At 63.9% G+C, this 17,428-nt stretch carries 16 protein-coding genes; 9 read left to right on the forward strand and 7 right to left on the reverse strand.

The window, feature by feature from the left end:
- Positions 1-7 precede the first annotated feature (7 nt).
- The 3 genes from F3I62_RS11640 to cysB all read left to right on the forward strand — a co-directional run bounded on the left by F3I62_RS11640 (position 8) and on the right by cysB (position 2,607).
- The gene (locus F3I62_RS11640; RefSeq protein ID WP_160489790.1) at positions 8-913 is read left to right on the forward strand and encodes a 5'-nucleotidase; all 906 of its coding nucleotides are present in this window, start codon (positions 8-10) and stop codon (positions 911-913) included.
- Positions 914-1,005: 92 nt separating this feature from the next.
- Entirely contained in the window at positions 1,006-1,494 is a 489-nt protein-coding gene (locus tag F3I62_RS11645; RefSeq protein ID WP_160489791.1) for a universal stress protein, read from the forward strand.
- Between the two features lie 138 nt (positions 1,495-1,632).
- Positions 1,633-2,607, forward strand: coding sequence for an HTH-type transcriptional regulator CysB (gene cysB, locus F3I62_RS11650; RefSeq protein ID WP_160489792.1), 975 nt, complete (start codon positions 1,633-1,635; stop codon positions 2,605-2,607).
- 131 nt (positions 2,608-2,738) lie between these two features.
- Here cysB and F3I62_RS11655 read toward each other — a convergent pair whose 3' ends face one another.
- Positions 2,739-3,473: a phosphoadenylyl-sulfate reductase gene (locus F3I62_RS11655; RefSeq protein WP_160489793.1), complete on the reverse strand. Its 735-nt coding sequence runs from the start codon at positions 3,471-3,473 to the stop codon at positions 2,739-2,741.
- Positions 3,474-3,660: 187 nt separating this feature from the next.
- Between F3I62_RS11655 and thrH the strand changes: the two genes are divergently transcribed.
- Entirely contained in the window at positions 3,661-4,278 is a 618-nt protein-coding gene (gene thrH, locus F3I62_RS11660) for a bifunctional phosphoserine phosphatase/homoserine phosphotransferase ThrH (RefSeq protein ID WP_160489794.1), read from the forward strand.
- Between the two features lie 69 nt (positions 4,279-4,347).
- On the opposite strand, the gene pabB is transcribed toward thrH, so the two are convergent.
- The 4 genes from pabB to F3I62_RS11680 all read right to left on the reverse strand — a co-directional run bounded on the left by pabB (position 4,348) and on the right by F3I62_RS11680 (position 8,862).
- The gene (gene pabB, locus F3I62_RS11665) at positions 4,348-5,691 is read right to left on the reverse strand and encodes an aminodeoxychorismate synthase component I (RefSeq protein ID WP_160489795.1); all 1,344 of its coding nucleotides are present in this window, start codon (positions 5,689-5,691) and stop codon (positions 4,348-4,350) included.
- Positions 5,692-5,805: 114 nt separating this feature from the next.
- Complete coding sequence (locus F3I62_RS11670; protein WP_178122512.1) at positions 5,806-6,789, reverse strand: alpha-L-glutamate ligase-like protein; 984 nt, start codon at positions 6,787-6,789, stop codon at positions 5,806-5,808.
- A 6-nt stretch (positions 6,790-6,795) separates the two neighbouring features.
- Positions 6,796-8,322 (reverse strand): inactive transglutaminase family protein, encoded by a 1,527-nt coding sequence (locus tag F3I62_RS11675; protein WP_160489797.1) that lies wholly within the window; start codon positions 8,320-8,322, stop codon positions 6,796-6,798.
- Between the two features lie 6 nt (positions 8,323-8,328).
- A complete protein-coding gene (locus F3I62_RS11680; protein ID WP_160489834.1) occupies positions 8,329-8,862 on the reverse strand; it encodes an ATP-dependent zinc protease in 534 nt (177 codons plus the stop codon).
- A 267-nt stretch (positions 8,863-9,129) separates the two neighbouring features.
- On the opposite strand from F3I62_RS11680, the gene F3I62_RS11685 reads away from it, so the two are divergent.
- From F3I62_RS11685 to prpF, 5 genes are all read left to right on the forward strand, one after another.
- Complete coding sequence (locus tag F3I62_RS11685) at positions 9,130-9,879, forward strand: GntR family transcriptional regulator (protein ID WP_160489835.1); 750 nt, start codon at positions 9,130-9,132, stop codon at positions 9,877-9,879.
- Positions 9,876-10,760, forward strand: coding sequence for a methylisocitrate lyase (prpB, locus tag F3I62_RS11690; RefSeq protein ID WP_160489798.1), 885 nt, complete (start codon positions 9,876-9,878; stop codon positions 10,758-10,760). Before F3I62_RS11685 ends, prpB begins: the two co-directional genes overlap by 4 nt.
- An 80-nt stretch (positions 10,761-10,840) precedes the next feature.
- Positions 10,841-12,004 (forward strand): 2-methylcitrate synthase, encoded by a 1,164-nt coding sequence (prpC, locus tag F3I62_RS11695; RefSeq protein WP_160489799.1) that lies wholly within the window; start codon positions 10,841-10,843, stop codon positions 12,002-12,004.
- Between the two features lie 14 nt (positions 12,005-12,018).
- A complete protein-coding gene (gene acnD / locus F3I62_RS11700; protein ID WP_160489836.1) occupies positions 12,019-14,628 on the forward strand; it encodes a Fe/S-dependent 2-methylisocitrate dehydratase AcnD in 2,610 nt (869 codons plus the stop codon).
- Between the two features lie 69 nt (positions 14,629-14,697).
- Positions 14,698-15,885, forward strand: coding sequence for a 2-methylaconitate cis-trans isomerase PrpF (gene prpF / locus F3I62_RS11705; protein WP_160489800.1), 1,188 nt, complete (start codon positions 14,698-14,700; stop codon positions 15,883-15,885).
- Positions 15,886-15,897: 12 nt separating this feature from the next.
- On the opposite strand, the gene F3I62_RS11710 is transcribed toward prpF, so the two are convergent.
- Together F3I62_RS11710 and F3I62_RS11715 are read right to left on the reverse strand one after the other, a co-directional pair.
- A complete protein-coding gene (locus F3I62_RS11710) occupies positions 15,898-16,545 on the reverse strand; it encodes a LysE family translocator (protein WP_218572830.1) in 648 nt (215 codons plus the stop codon).
- A 24-nt stretch (positions 16,546-16,569) separates the two neighbouring features.
- The gene (locus F3I62_RS11715) at positions 16,570-17,388 is read right to left on the reverse strand and encodes a pyruvate, water dikinase regulatory protein (RefSeq protein WP_160489801.1); all 819 of its coding nucleotides are present in this window, start codon (positions 17,386-17,388) and stop codon (positions 16,570-16,572) included.
- Positions 17,389-17,428: the final 40 nt, after the last annotated feature.

The following is a 17,428-nucleotide window of genomic DNA, read 5'->3' on the forward strand; positions in this document are numbered from 1 at the left end:
GGTCGTTATGGGCAAGGGATTGGGTGACAAGCTGGTGCTGGCGATTTCCTCGCGGGCCCTGTTCGATCTGCGCGAGAGTCATCGCATCTACGAGAGCGAAGGGGTCGCGGCCTACCGCCAGTACCAGATCGACCACGAAGAGGAGATCCTCGGCCCGGGTGACGCCTTTCCCCTGGTGGAGAAGCTGCTCGAGATCAACAGCCGCCTGGGGCAGGCACGGGTCGAGGTGATCCTGGTGTCGCGCAACAGTGCCGATACCGGCCTGCGCGTGTTCAACTCGATCCAGCACTACGGTCTGAGCATCTCGCGAGCGGCCTTCGTCGGTGGGCGCAGCCCCTATCCCTACCTGGCCGCCTTCGGTTGTCACCTGTTCCTGTCCACCCATGCCGAGGATGTGCGCAGCGCCCTGGATGCCGGCTTCGCCGCCGCCACCATCCTCTCCGGTGGCGCCCAGCGAGCCGCCAGCAATGAGCTGCGCATCGCCTTCGACGGCGATGCCGTGCTGTTTTCCGATGAGTCGGAGCGGGTCTATCAGCAGGGCGGGCTGGAGGCCTTCCAGAACCACGAGAAGGCCTCGGCGCGCGAACCGCTGGGCGGCGGGCCGTTCAAGCACTTCCTGGCGGCCCTCAATCGCCTGCAGCGCGAGTTCGGCGAAGAACAGTGCCCGATCCGCACGGCGCTGGTGACCGCGCGTTCGGCGCCGGCCCACGAGCGGGTGATCCGGACCCTGCGCGAGTGGGACATCCGCCTGGACGAGTCGCTGTTTCTCGGCGGCCTGGAGAAGGCGGCCTTTCTCGAAGCCTTTGCCGCCGATGTGTTCTTCGATGACCAGACCGGACACTGTGAAAAGGCCCGCGATGTGGTCGCCACCGGCCATGTGCCCCATGGCGTGAGCAACGAGCTGCAGCCCTGATCCGCCTGTCTGCTGGCGGCGCGTGGCGCCCGCCTGCGCCGGCACGCTGCTAAGCTTGAAAAAAGGCCACGAGCGCGAGTGCGGGAGGCCATGTGATCCGATCCATTCTCTATGCCACAGACCTTGGCCTGTATGCTCCCTACGTCCTGCAGCATGCCTTGAGCCTGGCCCGCGGGCTGCGGGCCGAACTCTATGTGGTGCATGCGGTGGAGCCCATGGGCCTGTTCGCCGAGTCGGTGCTGCAGACCTACCTGGATGACAGCACGTTGCAGGAGTTGCGCAGCAAGGGCCTGGGCAATGTCATGGCGAGCATCGAGCAGCGTGTGCTGGAGGGCTTTCGCGACGAGCTGGGGGATGCGCAGCGTGACGGCGAGTTGATCCGCAATGTGTGCGTGGCTCAGGGCGACCCTTCCCAGGTGATTCTCGATGAGGCGCGCAAACTTGCCGTCGATCTGCTGGTCGTAGGCAGTCACAGCCACGGCGCCATCACCGATACGGCCCTGGGCCGCACCGCCGCGCGGGTGCTGCAGCTGTCGGAGATCCCGGTGTACCTGGTGCCGATGCTGCAGCACCGTGGATGAGTGGCTTATGAGTGATCGTTAGACGAACGGCATGCAAAACTAAAAAAATCGTCTAGTTTTAATCCTTAAACCATTAATATGGTTATATAACGCGGCTGGTACATTCAGGCAGCGTCTATCTGCTTTAGAGGGATATCTATGAAGCTCCAGCAACTGCGCTATATCTGGGAAGTGGCGCACCACGATCTCAACGTTTCCGCGACTGCGCAGAGCCTGTACACCTCGCAGCCGGGCATCAGCAAACAGATTCGCCTGCTGGAGGACGAACTGGGGGTCGAGGTGTTCGCCCGCAGCGGCAAGCACCTGACCCGGGTGACCCCGGCCGGCGAGCGCATCATCACCACCGCCGGTGAGATTCTGCGCAAGGTCGAGAGCATCAAGCAGATCGCCCAGGAGTTCTCCAACGAGAAGAAGGGCACGCTGTCGATCGCCACTACCCACACCCAGGCGCGCTACGCCCTGCCGCCGGTGATCAGCAGCTTCATCAAGCAGTACCCGGACGTCGCCTTGCACATGCACCAGGGTACCCCGATGCAGATCGCCGAAATGGCGGCAGATGGCACCGTCGATTTCGCCATCGCCACCGAAGCCCTGGAGCTGTTCGGCGACCTGGTGATGATGCCGTGCTACCGCTGGAACCGTTGCGTGGTGGTGCCGCAGGGGCATCCGCTGACCAAGCTGCCGAAGCTGTCGCTGGAGGCCCTGGCCGAATACCCGATCGTCACCTATGTATTCGGCTTCACCGGCCGCTCCAAGCTCGACGAAGCCTTCAGCCACCGCGGCCTGACGCCCAAGGTGGTGTTCACCGCGGCCGATGCCGACGTGATCAAGACCTATGTACGGCTGGGCCTGGGCGTCGGCATCGTGGCGCGCATGGCGGTCGATCCCAAGCTCGACAGCGACCTGGTGGTCCTGGATGCCAGTGACCTGTTCGAGTCCAGCGTGACCAAGATCGGTTTCCGTCGCGGTACCTTCCTGCGCGGCTTCATGTGCGACTTCATCGAGAAGTTCGCCCCCCACCTGACCCGCGACATGATGGCCAAGGCCGTGCAGTGCCACACCAAGGCCGAGCTGGACCAGCTGTTCGACGGGGTCGAGCTGCCAACCTACTGAGTGGCGTCCATATCGAAAAAAGCCCGGCATTGGCCGGGCTTTTTCATTGGAGCCTGCGACAGCTCTTCGCAGGAGCGGTTTATCCGCGACATTCGCGGCAGCAGCCTTTCCCAGCAGAATCGGGCTGCGAGTCAGGCCCTGGCAATCACATTGCCGGCATGCAGGCCGCACTCCTTCTGGGTTTCCTCTTCCCACCACCAGCGGCCTTCGCGCTCGTGCTGGTTGGGCAGGACCGGGCGGGTGCAGGGCTCGCAGCCGATGCTGATGTAGCCGCGCTCGTGCAGGCTGTTGTAGGGCAGTTCGAGCATGCGGATATAGGCCCAGACCTCCTCGCTGCTCATCTGCGCCAGCGGGTTGAACTTGTACAGCGGCTTGTCTGGCGTGGAGAAGGCGCTGTCCAGTTCCAGCGCCGCCACCTGGCTGCGGGTGCCGGGGCTTTGGTCGCGGCGCTGGCCGGTGGCCCAGGCCTTGACGGTGGCCAGCTTGCGCTTGAGCGGCTCGATCTTGCGGATGCCGCAGCACTCGCCGTGGCCGTCCTTGTAGAAGCTGAACAGGCCTTTCTCGTGCACCAGGGCTTCGAGGCGCTGGGGATCCGGGCTGAGCACGTCGATGGCAATGCCGTAGTGTTCGCGCACGTGTTCGATGAACCGGTAGGTTTCCGGGTGCAGGCGGCCGGTATCCAGGCTGAATACCTTGACGTTCTTGTTGAGCTTCCAGGCCATGTCGACCAGCACCACGTCCTCGGCACCGCTGAAGGAAATCCACAGCTCGTCGCCGAAGTGCTCGAAGGCCAGTTTGAGGATGTCCTGGGGGGATTTGTTGGCATAGGCCGCTGCCAGTTCGGCAACGTTGAAGGCTTGGCTCATCGGGCTGGTTTCCTGGTGGATGGCGCTTAACGCTCTGTACCGGCGATGGTAGCAAAAAGGACATATGCGTCTAAATAACCATATGCCAGTTGAACTGGCCTATATGGATATATAGGGTCGCGTTGCGTCCGCTCAGGTGAATCGCTAGAGTGCCGCCTTCTGTCAAATAGCTAGCTAGGAGTGTCCTGTGGAAATTGCCTGTCTCGACCTCGAAGGTGTTCTGGTTCCGGAAATCTGGATCGCCTTCGCCGAAAAAACCGGCATTGAAGCCCTCAAGGCGACCACCCGGGATATTCCCGATTACGACGTGCTGATGAAGCAGCGCCTGCGCATCCTCGACGAGCATGGGCTGAAGCTCGCCGATATCCAGGAAGTGATCGCCACCCTGAAGCCGCTGGAAGGCGCCGTGGAGTTCGTCGACTGGTTGCGCGAGCGCTTCCAGGTGGTGATCCTCTCCGATACCTTCTACGAGTTCTCCCAGCCGCTGATGCGCCAGCTGGGCTTCCCGACCCTGCTGTGCCACAAGCTGGTCACCGACGAGACCGATCGCGTGGTCGGCTACCAGCTGCGCCAGAAGGATCCCAAGCGCCAGTCGGTGATCTCCTTCAAGAGCCTGTACTACCGGGTGATCGCCGCGGGCGACTCGTACAACGACACCACCATGCTCAGCGAAGCCCATGCCGGCATCCTGTTCCATGCGCCGGACAACGTGATCCGCGAGTTCCCGCAGTTCCCGGCGGTGCACACCTACGACGATCTCAAGCGCGAGTTCCTCAAGGCGTCCAATCGCGAGCTGAGCCTGTAAGGCCTGCCAGCATGAACAAGGCCCGCAACTGCGGGCCTTGTTCATTGTGGGTCTCAGCGCCTCGATTGCTCAGAGGGCTTCCAGGGTCTGCAGCAACACCTTCACCTTGGTGATGGATTCCTGGTACTCGGCCTGCCAGTCCGAGTCGGCGACGATGCCGCCGCCGCCCCAGCAACTGATACGGCCATCCTTGACCAGCAGGCTGCGGATGGCGATCGAGCTGTCCAGCTCGCCGCGTACATCCAGATAGAGCAGGGAACCGCAGTACAGTGCGCGGCGGGTCGGCTCCAGCTCGTCGATGATCTGCATGGCGCGAATCTTCGGTGCGCCGGTGATCGAGCCGCCGGGAAAGCTGCCGGCAATCAGGTCCAGCGCGTCGCGGCCCACGGCCAGCTCGCCGGTCACCGCGCTGACCAGGTGGTGCACGTTGGGGTAGCTCTCCAGGGCGAAAAGCTCGGGCACCCGCACCGAACCGATGCGGCAGCTGCGCCCCAGGTCGTTGCGCAGCAGGTCGACGATCATCAGGTTCTCCGCACGATCCTTGGCGCTGGTCAGCAGCTCGGCGGCATTGGCCTGGTCTTCGGCGGGCGTGGCGCCGCGCGGGCGGGTGCCCTTGATCGGGCGGGTCTCCACCCGGCCCTGGCTGACCTGTAGGTAGCGCTCGGGCGACAGGCTGAGAATCGCGCCACCATCGGGCAGGGCCTGGAAGCCGGCAAACGGCGTCGGGCAGGCCGCGCGCAAGGCCAGGTAGGCGGCCCAGGGATCGCCTGCGCAAGGCGCCTGGAAACGCTGGGCGAAGTTCACCTGGTAGCAGTCGCCGGCCTGGATATAGGCCTGGATGCGCGCGATGGCCTGGCGGTACTGATCCTGCCGAAGATCCGCGTGGAACGGCTGCAGAAGCCTGAAGGCCGGTGCCGCATCCGGCGCCGGACGGCGGAACAGTTCGAGCAGGCGCGCCCGCTCGTCCTCGCCCAGTTGCGGGTGGAACATGAGCTGGCTGGTCTGGCGCTGGTGGTCGCTGATCAGGGCCCAGGCATACAGGCCGAAGCGCGCATCCGGCAGGTGCAGGTCATCCTGCGCGTGGCTGGGCAGATGTTCGAAGCGGCGACCGAAGTCATAGCCCAGATAACCGATCAGCCCGCCGGTAAACGGCAGCTCGCAGTCGGCCGGCGCCTCGGCGCGTCCGAGCCGGCTCAGGCCCTGGCGCAGGCGCTGGAAGAATGCACTGGCCGGCTCGGCTTCGGTTGGCTCGAAGCTCTGCAGCGGCCAGGCGCTGAGCAGGTCGAAGCGTCCGCGCTCGGCCTGGGGGCGACCGGCATCCAGCAGCAGCGCACCGGGCGCCTGGCGCACGCGGGCGAAGTAGTGGGCGGGGTCGGCCTGGTAGGGCAGGGGGTGGACGCTACAGATGGACATGCGGGTTGATCAGGCAAACGCGGAAGCCGATTGTAGACCGCGCAGGGTGCGCAGGCCTAGGCGCGCAGGCATGAAAAAGCCCGGCCGGAGCCGGGCTTCGGGTGCCGCGTCGAATCAGATTTCCGCCGGTTTGACGTGGCCGAACAGCTGCTGGGAGAAACGCACGCGTTCTTCCGGGCTTTCCTTCACGCCTTGCTTCTCCAGCTCGGCGATCCGTGCCTCCACCGCATGGGCGCGATGGGTCAGGCCGCAATCGTTGGCGATCTGGATGTTCAGGCCGGGGCGGGCGTTGAGTTCGAGGATCAACGGGCCCTTGTCCTGGTCCAGCACCATGTCCACGCCGATGTAGCCCAGGCCGCACAACTCGTAGCAACCGGCGGCCAGCTTCATGAAGCCGTCCCAGTTGGGCAGCTGCACGCCATCCACCGCGTTGGTGGTGTCCGGGTGCTTGCTGATCTTGTTGTTCAGCCAGGTGCCGCGCAGGGTCAGGCCGGTGGCCAGATCGACACCCACGCCGATGGCGCCCTGGTGCAGGTTGGCCTTGCCGTTGGACTGGCGGGTGGGCAGGCGCAGCATGGCCATGACCGGGTAGCCCATCAGCACGATGATGCGGATATCCGGCACGCCTTCGTAGCTGATGCTCTTGAAGATCGGGTCCGGGGTGACCCGGTACTCGATCAGCGCACGGTCGCGGTGGCCGCCGAGGGAGTACAGGCCGGTCAGGATGCTGGAAATCTGGTGCTCGATTTCCTCGTGGCTGATGATCTTCCCGGATACCGTCTTGTAGCGCCCCTCGAAGCGGTCGGCGATCACCAGGATGCCGTCACCGCCGGCGCCCTGCGCCGGCTTGATCACGAAGTCGTTACGCTCGCCGATGATCTCGTCGAGCTTCTCGATTTCCTTCTCGGTGGAGATGATCCCGTACATCTCCGGCACATGAATGCCGGCCTGGATCGCGCGCTCCTTGGTGATGATCTTGTCGTCGACGATCGGATACAGGTGCCGTTTGTTGTACTTCAGCACGTAGTCCGCATTGCGTCGGTTGATGCCCATGATGCCGCGGGCGCTCAGGGCTTTCCATGTCTTCCACAGACCGATCATGGCTCAATCCTTCAAGAAGGCTTTGAAACGGAACAGCTCGGTCAGGCGGTAGCCGCGGTAGCGACCCATCGCCAGCATGAAGCCCACCATGATCAACAGCACGGCCGGGAAGGTGAAGATGAAGTAGGTCAGCTGCGGAATGCTCATCAGCAGGTGCGCCAGGGTGGCGGCGAACAGGGTGCCGACCGCCACCTTGAAGGCATGGCCGCCGCCGCGCTCTTCCCAGGTGATCGACAGGCGCTCGATGGTCATGGTCAGGATCACCATCGGGAACAGCGCCACCGACAGGCCGCGTTCCAGGCCCAGCTTGTGGCTGAACAGGCTGATCACGGCGATCAGCACCACGACGAAGGTCAATACCACCGACAGGCGTGGCAGCATCTGCAGCTTGAGGTGCTCAAGATACGAGCGCAGCGACAGGCCGAGGGCGGTGATGATGGTGAACAGGACGATACCGAAGCCCAGCTGGGTTTCGCGGAAGGCCAGGGCGATCAGCACCGGGGTGAAGGTGCCTAGGGTCTGCAGGCCGCCGAGGTTGCGCAGGATCAGGATCACCAGCACACCGATCGGGATCATGATCATGATCTGGTAGGTCTGCTGGGTCTGCAGTGGCAGGCCGTACAGCGAGTATTCGAGGAAGTCGACGTCGGTGTTCTCGTCGGTCAGCTTGGCCAGGCGAATGGCGTTCATTTCGCTGTTGTTCAGGGTGAAGCTGACCTGGGCCTTCTTGCCGCCCTCGATGCTCACCAGCTGGTCGTCACCGGTCCACCAGACCAGGCGATCGGCCGGCAGGCCCTGCTCGCCGGTGTCCGGGTTGTAGTACAGCCAGTCCTTGCCGTTGAAGCTACGCAGCCACAGTTCCGGGCTCTGCTGGATATCGGCGGCCAGGCGGATGGTGTGCACTCGCTCCATCGGCACATGGGCGATGGACAGCAGCAGTTCGATGATCCTCGCCTTGTTCGGCGTGGAGGCATCGCCGGCCATCAGCAGCTTGACGTTGTCGTCGCTGACATTGTTGACCCGCTTGATAGTCTCGCTGATGAAGGTCTCGACGTCGGCCGAGTGCTGGCGAATCGGTGCCAGCAGGGCCTCGGCGGCAATCTTCTCGGCGCCTTCCACAGCAATGCTGTCGCGGTAGATCGGGCCCTTGGCCTTCGGCTGCTCGCCGCTGTAGCGCTTGGTCAGCACCAGGCGGTAGTACAGGGTCTGGTTGCCGTTGGCGCGGCGCGCCGACCAGGTCACCTTGCGGTTGCCGTCGGTGCGGTTGATGCTCACCCCGTAGTTATTCGAGATGAAGCTCTCGTTCAGGCTGACGTAGTCCTGATTCAGCGGCGGCACGAACATCTGAACCTTGACCGGCTCGCGGGAGCTGGCCTGGAACTCGACCTTGGCGTCGATGTTCCACAGGTCGTCGGTTTCATCCTCGGTCACCGGGATGCCGAGGATGAAGATCTGGTAGGCCGTAACCAGAATGCCCACCGCCACCAGAAGGGTGATGAGGACTTTCAGATGCAGGGTCAAGGATCGCATGAGCAATTACTCGGCAGCGGTAGTAAGGGGGCAGCCGGGTTTGCCGGCAGCATATTTGAGGCTTGGATCAACCAGGGCATCCAGGCGTTTGAGCGCCTCGGAGCCAATCAACAACGGGTACTGGAAGGCACTGCGGTCGGTCAGGTTCACTTCGATGGTGCGCAGAGTCTTGCCCATGCACACGCTAAGCTCAATGACCGGCCGGGCCGTATAGGTCTTGCCTTCCTCGGGGTCGTAGTCGCCGGCGCGGCGCTTGATCTTGCTGATGCGCGCCAGCGGACGTTCGATGGGGTGCTGGTGCGCATCGTCGATGGCTAGGTAGAAGCGCACCCAGGTTTCGCCGTCACGTTTGAAACGCTTGATATCGCGCGCACTGAGCGAGGCGGTCTTGGCGCCGGTGTCGAGTTTGGCCGCCACTTCCATGTCGAGATCGGAAAGGCTGATGTATTCATTGAGGCCATAAACGGTTTTTTCGGCGGCGAAACTCAGGCCGGGGAGCAGGGCGCAGCAAAGCAGAAGGGCGAAGGGCTCGAGTCTCATAAATCCTGTGATGGTCGCGTCGTCGGATCCGGTGATCGGCGGCATTGGGCGGGCGGTTGGCAAAGGGCGTGGTGAGCACTCGCACAGCCTATGCCGGCGGCATTCTAGCATGGGGTTTTTCTGTGGTGACAGACGCTTAGCTGCGTTTGTGCAGGTGAAGTGAGCAATTTGGCAAATCCAAGCATTGCGCAGATTGTCGACAATCATCTGTTTGTGTTTGACAGTCAGTGGTCTGCAGCGTAATTTTTCCCGCATCGCCCCATGCAGATGTCGACAATCGTGCTTGAACTTCCAGAACCGACTGCCACTTTCGCGGATGACTCCGAAACGCTCTCCGAACATGTGTTTCGGCGCATCCAGGCCGCCATCGTCAAGGGCGAGATCGCGCCGGGCAGCAAGATTTCCGAGCCGGAACTGGCGCGCACCTACGGCATCAGCCGCGGACCGCTGCGCGAGGCGATCCACCGCCTGGAAGGCCAGCGCCTGCTGGTGCGGGTGCCGCATGTGGGGGCGCGGGTGGTTTCGCTCAGTCATGCCGAGCTGATCGAGCTGTATGAAATCCGCGAATCCCTGGAAGGCATGGCCTGCCGCCTGGCCGCCGAGCGCATGACCCAGGCCGAGATTGAAGAGCTGCGCCGGGTGCTCGACCTGCACGAGCGCGATGCCGCCTTCCAGGCTGGCGTCGGCTACTACCAGCAGGAGGGCGACTTCGACTTCCACTACCGGATCATCCAGGGCAGCGGCAACAAGACCCTCAGCCAGATGCTCTGTGGCGAGCTGTACCAGCTGGTGCGCATGTACCGCCTGCAGTTCTCTGCCACGCCGAACCGTCCGCGCCAGGCGTTCGCCGAGCACCACCGCATTCTCGACGCCATCGCCGAGCGCGACGGCGAGCTGGCCGAACTGCTGATGCGCCGGCATATCGCTGCTTCCAAACGCAATATCGAACGCCACTACTCCGCCACCCGGGAGCAGGGCGCCACCACCACCCCATCTACCCCACGAGGTGAGTCATGAGTTCGAACACCCCCGGCCAGCGTTTCCGCGATGCGGTCGCCAGCGAACATCCCCTGCAGGTGGTCGGCGCGATCAATGCCAACCATGCCCTGCTGGCCAAGCGCGCCGGCTTCAAGGCCATCTACCTGTCCGGTGGCGGGGTGGCCGCCGGCTCCCTGGGCCTGCCGGACCTGGGCATCACCGGCCTGGACGACGTACTGACCGACGTACGCCGGATCACCGACGTGTGCGACCTGCCGCTGCTGGTGGATGTCGACACCGGCTTCGGTAGCTCGGCGTTCAACGTGGCCCGTACCGTCAAGTCGATGATCAAGTTCGGCGCCGCCGCCATCCACATCGAGGACCAGGTCGGCGCCAAGCGTTGCGGTCACCGTCCCAACAAGGAGATCGTCTCCCAGCAGGAGATGGTCGACCGCATCAAGGCGGCGGTGGATGCGCGTACCGACCCCAGCTTCGTGATCATGGCGCGCACCGATGCGCTGGCCGTCGAAGGCCTCAACTCGGCCCTGGACCGCGCCGCTGCCTGCATCGAGGCCGGCGCCGACATGATCTTCCCGGAAGCCATCACCGAACTGGCGATGTACAAGACCTTCGCCGACCGCATCCAGGCGCCGATCCTGGCCAACATCACCGAATTCGGCGCCACGCCGCTGTACACCACCGAAGAGCTGGCCAGTGTCGACGTGTCCCTGGTGCTCTACCCGCTGTCGGCCTTCCGCGCCATGAACAAGGCGGCCGAGAACGTCTACACCGCGCTGCGCCGCGACGGCACGCAGAAGAACGTGATCGACACCATGCAGACCCGCATGGAGCTGTACGAGCGCATCAACTACCACGCCTTCGAGCAGCACCTCGACGCGCTGTTCGCCGCCAAGAAATGACCGGCATGCCGGCCGTCCAACCCTGACGGCCGGCGCACAACAAGAAATATCCAACCGGATTAGATGAGGAGACACCCGCGATGAGCGCTACCCCAGAAACGACCACTCCCGGTTTCAAGCCGAAGAAGTCTGTGGCCCTGAGTGGCACCGCCGCCGGCAACACCGCCCTGTGCACCGTCGGCCGCACCGGCAATGACCTGCACTACCGTGGCTATGACGTGCTCGACTTCGCCAACCGCTGCGAATTCGAAGAGATCGCCCACCTGCTGGTCCATGGCAAGCTGCCCAACGTCGCCGAACTGGCTGGCTACAAGGCCAAGCTCAAGGCCCTGCGCGGCATCCCGGCCGCCCTCAAGGCGTCCCTCGAGCAACTGCCGCCGTCCGCCCATCCGATGGACGTGATGCGCACCGCCGTGTCCGTGCTGGGTTGCGTATCGCCGGAGAAGGAAGACCACAACCACCCGGGTGCTCGCGACATCGCCGACAAGCTGATGGCTTCGCTGGGCTCCGCGCTGCTGTACTGGTACCACTTCAGCCACAACGGCAAGCGCATCGACGTGGAGACCGACGACGACTCCATCGGTGGTCACTTCCTCCACCTGCTGCACGGCGAGAAGCCGCGCGAGTCCTGGGTGCGCGCCATGCACACCTCGCTCAACCTGTACGCCGAGCACGAATTCAACGCCTCCACCTTCACCTCGCGGGTGATCGCCGGTACCGGCTCCGACATGTTCTCCTGCATCGCCGGCGCCATCGGCGCCCTGCGCGGGCCCAAGCACGGCGGCGCCAACGAGGTGGCCTTCGAGATCCAGAAGCGCTACGACAACCCGGATGAGGCCGAGGCCGATATCCGCGCCCGCGTCGAGAAGAAGGAAGTGGTGATCGGCTTCGGCCACCCGGTCTACACCGTGAGCGATCCGCGCAACAAGGTGATCAAGGAAGTCGCCCGCGAGCTTTCCGCCGAGCAGTCGAACACCAAGATGTTCGACATCGCCGAGCGCCTGGAAAGCACCATGTGGGAAATCAAGAAGATGTTCCCCAACCTCGACTGGTTCAGCGCCGTGAGCTACCACATGATGGGCGTGCCCACCGCCATGTTCACTCCGCTGTTCGTCATCGCCCGCACCTCGGGCTGGTCCAGCCACGTCATCGAGCAACGCATCGACGGCAAGATCATCCGCCCGAGCGCCAACTACGTCGGTCCCGAGGATCTCAAGTTCGTGCCGCTCAAGGATCGCAAATAATCATGAACAGCCTGCTGAACACTCAGTACCGCAAGCACCTGCCCGGCACCGCGCTGGACTACTTCGACACCCGCGAGGCGATCGATGCCATCGCGCCGGGTGCCTACGCCAAGCTGCCCTACACCTCGCGTGTACTGGCCGAGCAGCTGGTGCGCCGCTGCGAGCCAGCCGCACTGACCGATTCGCTCAAGCAGCTGATCGAGCGCAAGCGCGACCTCGACTTCCCCTGGTACCCGGCGCGGGTGGTGTGCCACGACATTCTCGGCCAGACCGCACTGGTCGACCTGGCCGGCCTGCGTGATGCCATCGCCGAGAAGGGTGGTGACCCGGCCAAGGTCAATCCGGTGGTGCCGACCCAGCTGATCGTCGACCACTCCCTGGCCGTGGAGGCCCCGGGTTTCGACCCGGATGCCTTCGCCAAGAACCGCGCCATCGAAGACCGTCGCAACGAGGATCGCTTCCACTTCATCGAGTGGACCAAGACCGCATTCAAGAACGTCGACGTGATCCCGGCCGGCAACGGCATCATGCACCAGATCAACCTGGAGAAAATGAGCCCGGTGATCCAGGCCCGCGGCGGCGTGGCCTTCCCGGACACCTGCGTGGGCACTGACTCGCATACCCCGCACGTCGATGCCCTGGGCGTGATCGCCATCGGCGTCGGCGGCCTGGAAGCCGAGACCGTGATGCTCGGCCTGCCGTCGATGATGCGCCTGCCGGACATCGTCGGCGTCAAGCTGACCGGCAAGCGCCAGCCCGGCATCACCGCCACCGACATCGTCCTGGCCATCACCGAGTTCCTGCGCAAGGAGCGGGTGGTCGGCGCCTATGTCGAATTCTTCGGTGAGGGTGCGGACAGCCTGTCGATCGGCGACCGCGCGACCATCTCCAACATGTGCCCGGAATACGGCGCCACCGCCTCGATGTTCTACATCGACCAGCAGACCATCGATTACCTCAAGCTGACCGGCCGCGAGCCGGAGCAGGTGGCGCTGGTCGAGAACTACGCCAAGACTACCGGTCTGTGGGCCGACGCGCTGGTCACCGCCGAGTACGAGCGCGTGCTCGAATTCGACCTGTCCAGCGTGGTGCGCAACATGGCGGGGCCGTCCAACCCGCACAAGCGTCTGCCGACCTCGGCGCTGCACGAGCGCGGTATCGCCGACGAAGCCAAGCTGGCCTCCGGCAAGGTCGAGGAAGCCGAAGGCCTGCTGCCGGATGGCGCGGTGATCATCGCCGCCATCACCAGCTGCACCAACACCTCCAACCCGCGCAACGTGGTGGCTGCCGGCCTGCTGGCGAAGAAGGCCAACCAGCTGGGTCTGCTGCGCAAACCGTGGGTCAAGACCTCCTTCGCTCCTGGATCGAAAGTCGCCAAGCTGTACCTGGAAGAGGCCGGTCTGCTGTCGGAGCTGGAAAAGCTCGGCTTCGGCATTGTCGGCTATGCCTGCACCACCTGTAACGGCATGTCCGGTGCTCTGGATCCGCTGATCCAGCAGGAAATCATCGACCGCGACCTGTACGCCACCGCCGTACTGTCCGGCAACCGCAACTTCGACGGACGCATCCACCCGTACGCCAAGCAGGCCTTCCTGGCCTCGCCGCCACTGGTGGTGGCCTACGCCATCGCCGGGACCGTGCGTTTCGACATCGAGCAGGACGTGCTCGGCCTTGATGCGAACGGCAAGCCGATCACCCTGAAGGACCTGTGGCCGAGCGATGAGGAAATCGACGCCATCGTCGCCGCCTCGGTGAAGCCGGAGCAGTTCAAGCAGATCTACATCCCGATGTTTGATCTGGGCACTATCGAGGAAGCCGAAAGCCCGCTGTACGACTGGCGCCCGATGTCCACCTACATCCGCCGTCCGCCGTACTGGGAAGGCGCCCTGGCGGGCGAGCGCACCCTCAAGGGCATGCTGCCGCTGGCGATCCTGCCCGACAACATCACCACCGATCACCTGTCGCCGTCCAACGCCATCCTGCTGGACAGCGCCGCCGGCGAATACCTGGCGAAAATGGGCCTGCCGGAAGAGGACTTCAACTCTTACGCCACTCACCGCGGTGACCACCTGACTGCCCAGCGCGCCACCTTCGCCAACCCGCAGCTGGTCAACGAAATGGCCGTGGTCGATGGCCAGGTGAAGAAGGGGTCGCTGGCCCGCGTGGAGCCTGAAGGCAAGGTCATGCGCATGTGGGAAGCCATCGAAACCTACATGAACCGCAAGCAGAACCTGATCATCATTGCCGGTGCCGACTACGGCCAGGGTTCGTCCCGCGACTGGGCGGCCAAGGGCGTGCGCCTGGCTGGCGTGGAAGTGATCGTGGCCGAAGGTTTCGAGCGCATTCACCGTACCAACCTGGTCGGCATGGGTGTACTGCCGGTCGAGTTCAAGCCGGGCACTACCCGCCTGACCCTCGGCCTCGACGGCACCGAGACCTACGATATTCAGGGCGATGTATCGCCGCGCTGCGACCTGACCCTGGTGATCCATCGCAAGAGCGGTGAAGTGACCCAGGTGCCGGTGACCTGTCGTCTGGATACCGCTGCCGAAGTCAACGTCTACAACGCTGGCGGCGTGCTGCAGCGCTTCGCCCAGGACTTCCTCGAGTCGTCCAAGGGCTGACCCGACGCCGGGGCGGCAACGCCCCGGTGTTCTTCCGGACTACTTTCATCTCTCAGCCAGGACGAAACCATGGCTCAGCAACCCCAGATCAAGATTCCCGCCACCTACATGCGTGGCGGCACCAGCAAGGGCGTGTTCTTTCGCCTGCAGGACCTGCCCGAGCGTTGCCAGGTGCCGGGCGAAGCGCGCGACCAGCTGTTCATGCGCGTGATCGGCAGCCCCGACCCGTACTCGGCGCATATCGACGGCATGGGCGGTGCCACCTCTTCGACGTCCAAGTGCGTGATCCTGTCCAAGAGCAGCCAGCCGGGCCACGACGTGGATTACCTGTACGGTCAGGTCTCCATCGACAAGGCCTTCGTCGACTGGAGCGGCAACTGCGGCAACCTGTCTACCGCCGCCGGCGCCTTCGCCATCCATGCGGGGCTGGTCGATCCGGCGCGCATCCCGGACAACGGCACCTGTGTCGTGCGTATCTGGCAGGCCAATATCCACAAAACCATCATCGCCCATGTGCCGGTCAGTAATGGCCAGGTGCAGGAAACCGGTGACTTCGAACTGGACGGGGTGACCTTTCCGGCCGCCGAGATCGTACTGGAGTTCCTCGATCCGTCCGACGACAGCGAGGAGGGCGGCTCGATGTTCCCCACCGGCAACCTGGTCGACGACCTGGAAGTGCCGGGCGTCGGCACCTTCAAGGCAACCATGATCAGTGCGGGGATTCCCACCGTGTTCGTCAATGCCGAGGACATCGGTTATCAGGGCACCGAGCTGCGCGAGGACATCAACGCTGATCCGCAGCAGCTCGCGCGCTTCGAGCAGATTCGCGTGGCTGGCGCCCTGCGCATGGGCCTGATCAAGACGGCAGAAGAGGCACTCAAGCGTCAGCACACGCCGAAGATCGCCTTCGTCGCCCCGCCCAAGGGCTACAAGGCCTCCAGCGGCAAGACGGTCGAGGCCGGCGAGGTCGACCTGCTGGTGCGTGCGCTGTCCATGGGCAAGCTGCACCACGCCATGATGGGCACCTGTGCGGTGGCCATCGGCACGGCGGCAGCGATTCCCGGCACCCTGGTCAACCTGGCCGCCGGCGGTGGTGCGCGTGAGGCGGTACGCTTCGGTCATCCGTCCGGCACCCTGCGGGTTGGTGCCGAAGCCAGTCAGGAAAATGGCGAGTGGGTGGTGAAGAAGGCCATCATGAGCCGCAGCGCGCGGGTGCTGATGGAAGGCTGGGTGCGCGTGCCGGGAGATGCGTTCTAGTTCTGCCCGGGCTCAGTGATTGTTGACGCCGAGCAACAGGCCGCCGGCCCCGACGAAGAAGGCGCCGGTGCTCTTGTTCAGTCGGCTGATCCCGCGAGGGCTGCGAACCAGGCGGCGGATCTGCAGGCCGAACAGGGCATAGGTGAGCGAGGCGATGCAAAGTTCGGCCAGCAGGTAGGTGGCGCCGAGATAGAGGAACTGCTCGGCCGCCGGCTCGCCCGGCTTGATGAACTGCGGGAAGATCGCGGCGAACAGCAGGATGGCCTTGGGATTGCTGATGCCGACGAGGAATTCGTTGAGCATCAGGCGGCCGATGGGCGCCTTCGCCGGCTGGTTTTCGGCCCCTTCGCCGTCGCTCGGTTGCAGGCCGCTGAAGCTGGTGCTGCGCCAGGTCTTGATGCCCAGGTACACCAGGTAGAGCGCGCCGACCCACTTGATGATGGTAAAGGCGGTTTCCGAGGCCAGCAGCATGGCACCGAGGCCGACGGCGGAGATGAACAGGAAGATGGCATAGGAGGCCAGGCGGCCGAAGGTGGCCAGCAGGGCGGCGCGAACGCCGTAGTTGATGCCGTTGTTCAGTGCGCAGAAGTTGTTGGGCCCGGGGCCGAGCGAGATGAGTGCGGCTATCGGAGCGAACAGAACAGCATCCATCAGGGTCATGGCAGCCACCGGGCGGGGTAGGGGTTACTTGAGTCGGCGTTCGACACCTTTTTCCACCAGGATCTTGGCGGAGATTTCCTCCACCGAGAAGTGGGTGGAGTTGATGTAGGGGATGTTCTCGCGGCGGAACAGGTTTTCCACCTCGCGCACCTCGAACTCGCACTGGGCGAAGCTGGCGTAGCGGCTGTTGGGCTTGCGTTCGTGGCGGATGGCGGTGAGCCGATCCGGGTCGATGGTCAGGCCGAACAGCTTGTGCTTGTAGGGCCTGAGCGCGCTGGGCAGTTGCAGGCGCTCCATGTCTTCCTCGGTCAGCGGGTAGTTGGCGGCGCGGATACCAAACTGCATGGCCATGTACAGACAGGTCGGGGTCTTGCCGCAGCGCGAGACGCCGACCAGGATCAGGTCGGCCTTGTCGTAGTAGTGGGTGCGGGCGCCGTCGTCGTTGTCGAGGGCGAAGTTGACCGCCTCGATGCGCTCCATGTAGTTGCTGTTGCTGGCGATGGAGTGCGATTTGCCGACCGAGTAGGAGGAGTGGGAGGTCAACTCCTGCTCCAGCGGGGCGAGGAAGGTGGAGAAGATGTCGATCATGAAACCCTGTGACTCGGCCAGGATCTCGCGAATTTCCTGGTTGACCACGGTATCGAAGATGATCGGCCTGGCACCGTCCTTCTCGGCAGCATTATTGATTTGCTGTACCATGGCGCGCGCCTTGTCCACGCTGTCTATGTAGGGGCGCGTGAGCTTGGTGAAGCTGATGGTTTCGAACTGGGCCAACAAGCTCTGGCCCAGGGTTTCGGCGGTAATGCCGGTACCATCGGAGATGAAAAAAGCGGTTCGTTTCATTTGCGCCAAAGGCCTTAAGTCAGGAACGATTCTTGGCTAT

The sequence above is a fragment of the Pseudomonas sp. R-28-1W-6 genome (assembly GCF_009799925.1).
Taxonomy (GTDB): domain Bacteria; phylum Pseudomonadota; class Gammaproteobacteria; order Pseudomonadales; family Pseudomonadaceae; genus Aquipseudomonas.

Coding starts and splice junctions, on each gene's coding strand:
- F3I62_RS11640 (WP_160489790.1), top strand. CDS start 8: ATGGGCAAGGGATTGGGTGACAAGCTGGTGCTGGCGATTTCCTCGCGG.
- cysB (WP_160489792.1), top strand. CDS start 1,633: ATGAAGCTCCAGCAACTGCGCTATATCTGGGAAGTGGCGCACCACGAT.
- F3I62_RS11655 (WP_160489793.1), bottom strand. CDS start 3,473: ATGAGCCAAGCCTTCAACGTTGCCGAACTGGCAGCGGCCTATGCCAAC.
- pabB (WP_160489795.1), bottom strand. CDS start 5,691: ATGTCCATCTGTAGCGTCCACCCCCTGCCCTACCAGGCCGACCCCGCC.
- F3I62_RS11675 (WP_160489797.1), bottom strand. CDS start 8,322: ATGCGATCCTTGACCCTGCATCTGAAAGTCCTCATCACCCTTCTGGTG.
- F3I62_RS11680 (WP_160489834.1), bottom strand. CDS start 8,862: ATGAGACTCGAGCCCTTCGCCCTTCTGCTTTGCTGCGCCCTGCTCCCC.
- F3I62_RS11685 (WP_160489835.1), top strand. CDS start 9,130: ATGTCGACAATCGTGCTTGAACTTCCAGAACCGACTGCCACTTTCGCG.
- prpB (WP_160489798.1), top strand. CDS start 9,876: ATGAGTTCGAACACCCCCGGCCAGCGTTTCCGCGATGCGGTCGCCAGC.
- prpC (WP_160489799.1), top strand. CDS start 10,841: ATGAGCGCTACCCCAGAAACGACCACTCCCGGTTTCAAGCCGAAGAAG.
- prpF (WP_160489800.1), top strand. CDS start 14,698: ATGGCTCAGCAACCCCAGATCAAGATTCCCGCCACCTACATGCGTGGC.
- F3I62_RS11710 (WP_218572830.1), bottom strand. CDS start 16,545: ATGACCCTGATGGATGCTGTTCTGTTCGCTCCGATAGCCGCACTCATC.
- F3I62_RS11715 (WP_160489801.1), bottom strand. CDS start 17,388: ATGAAACGAACCGCTTTTTTCATCTCCGATGGTACCGGCATTACCGCC.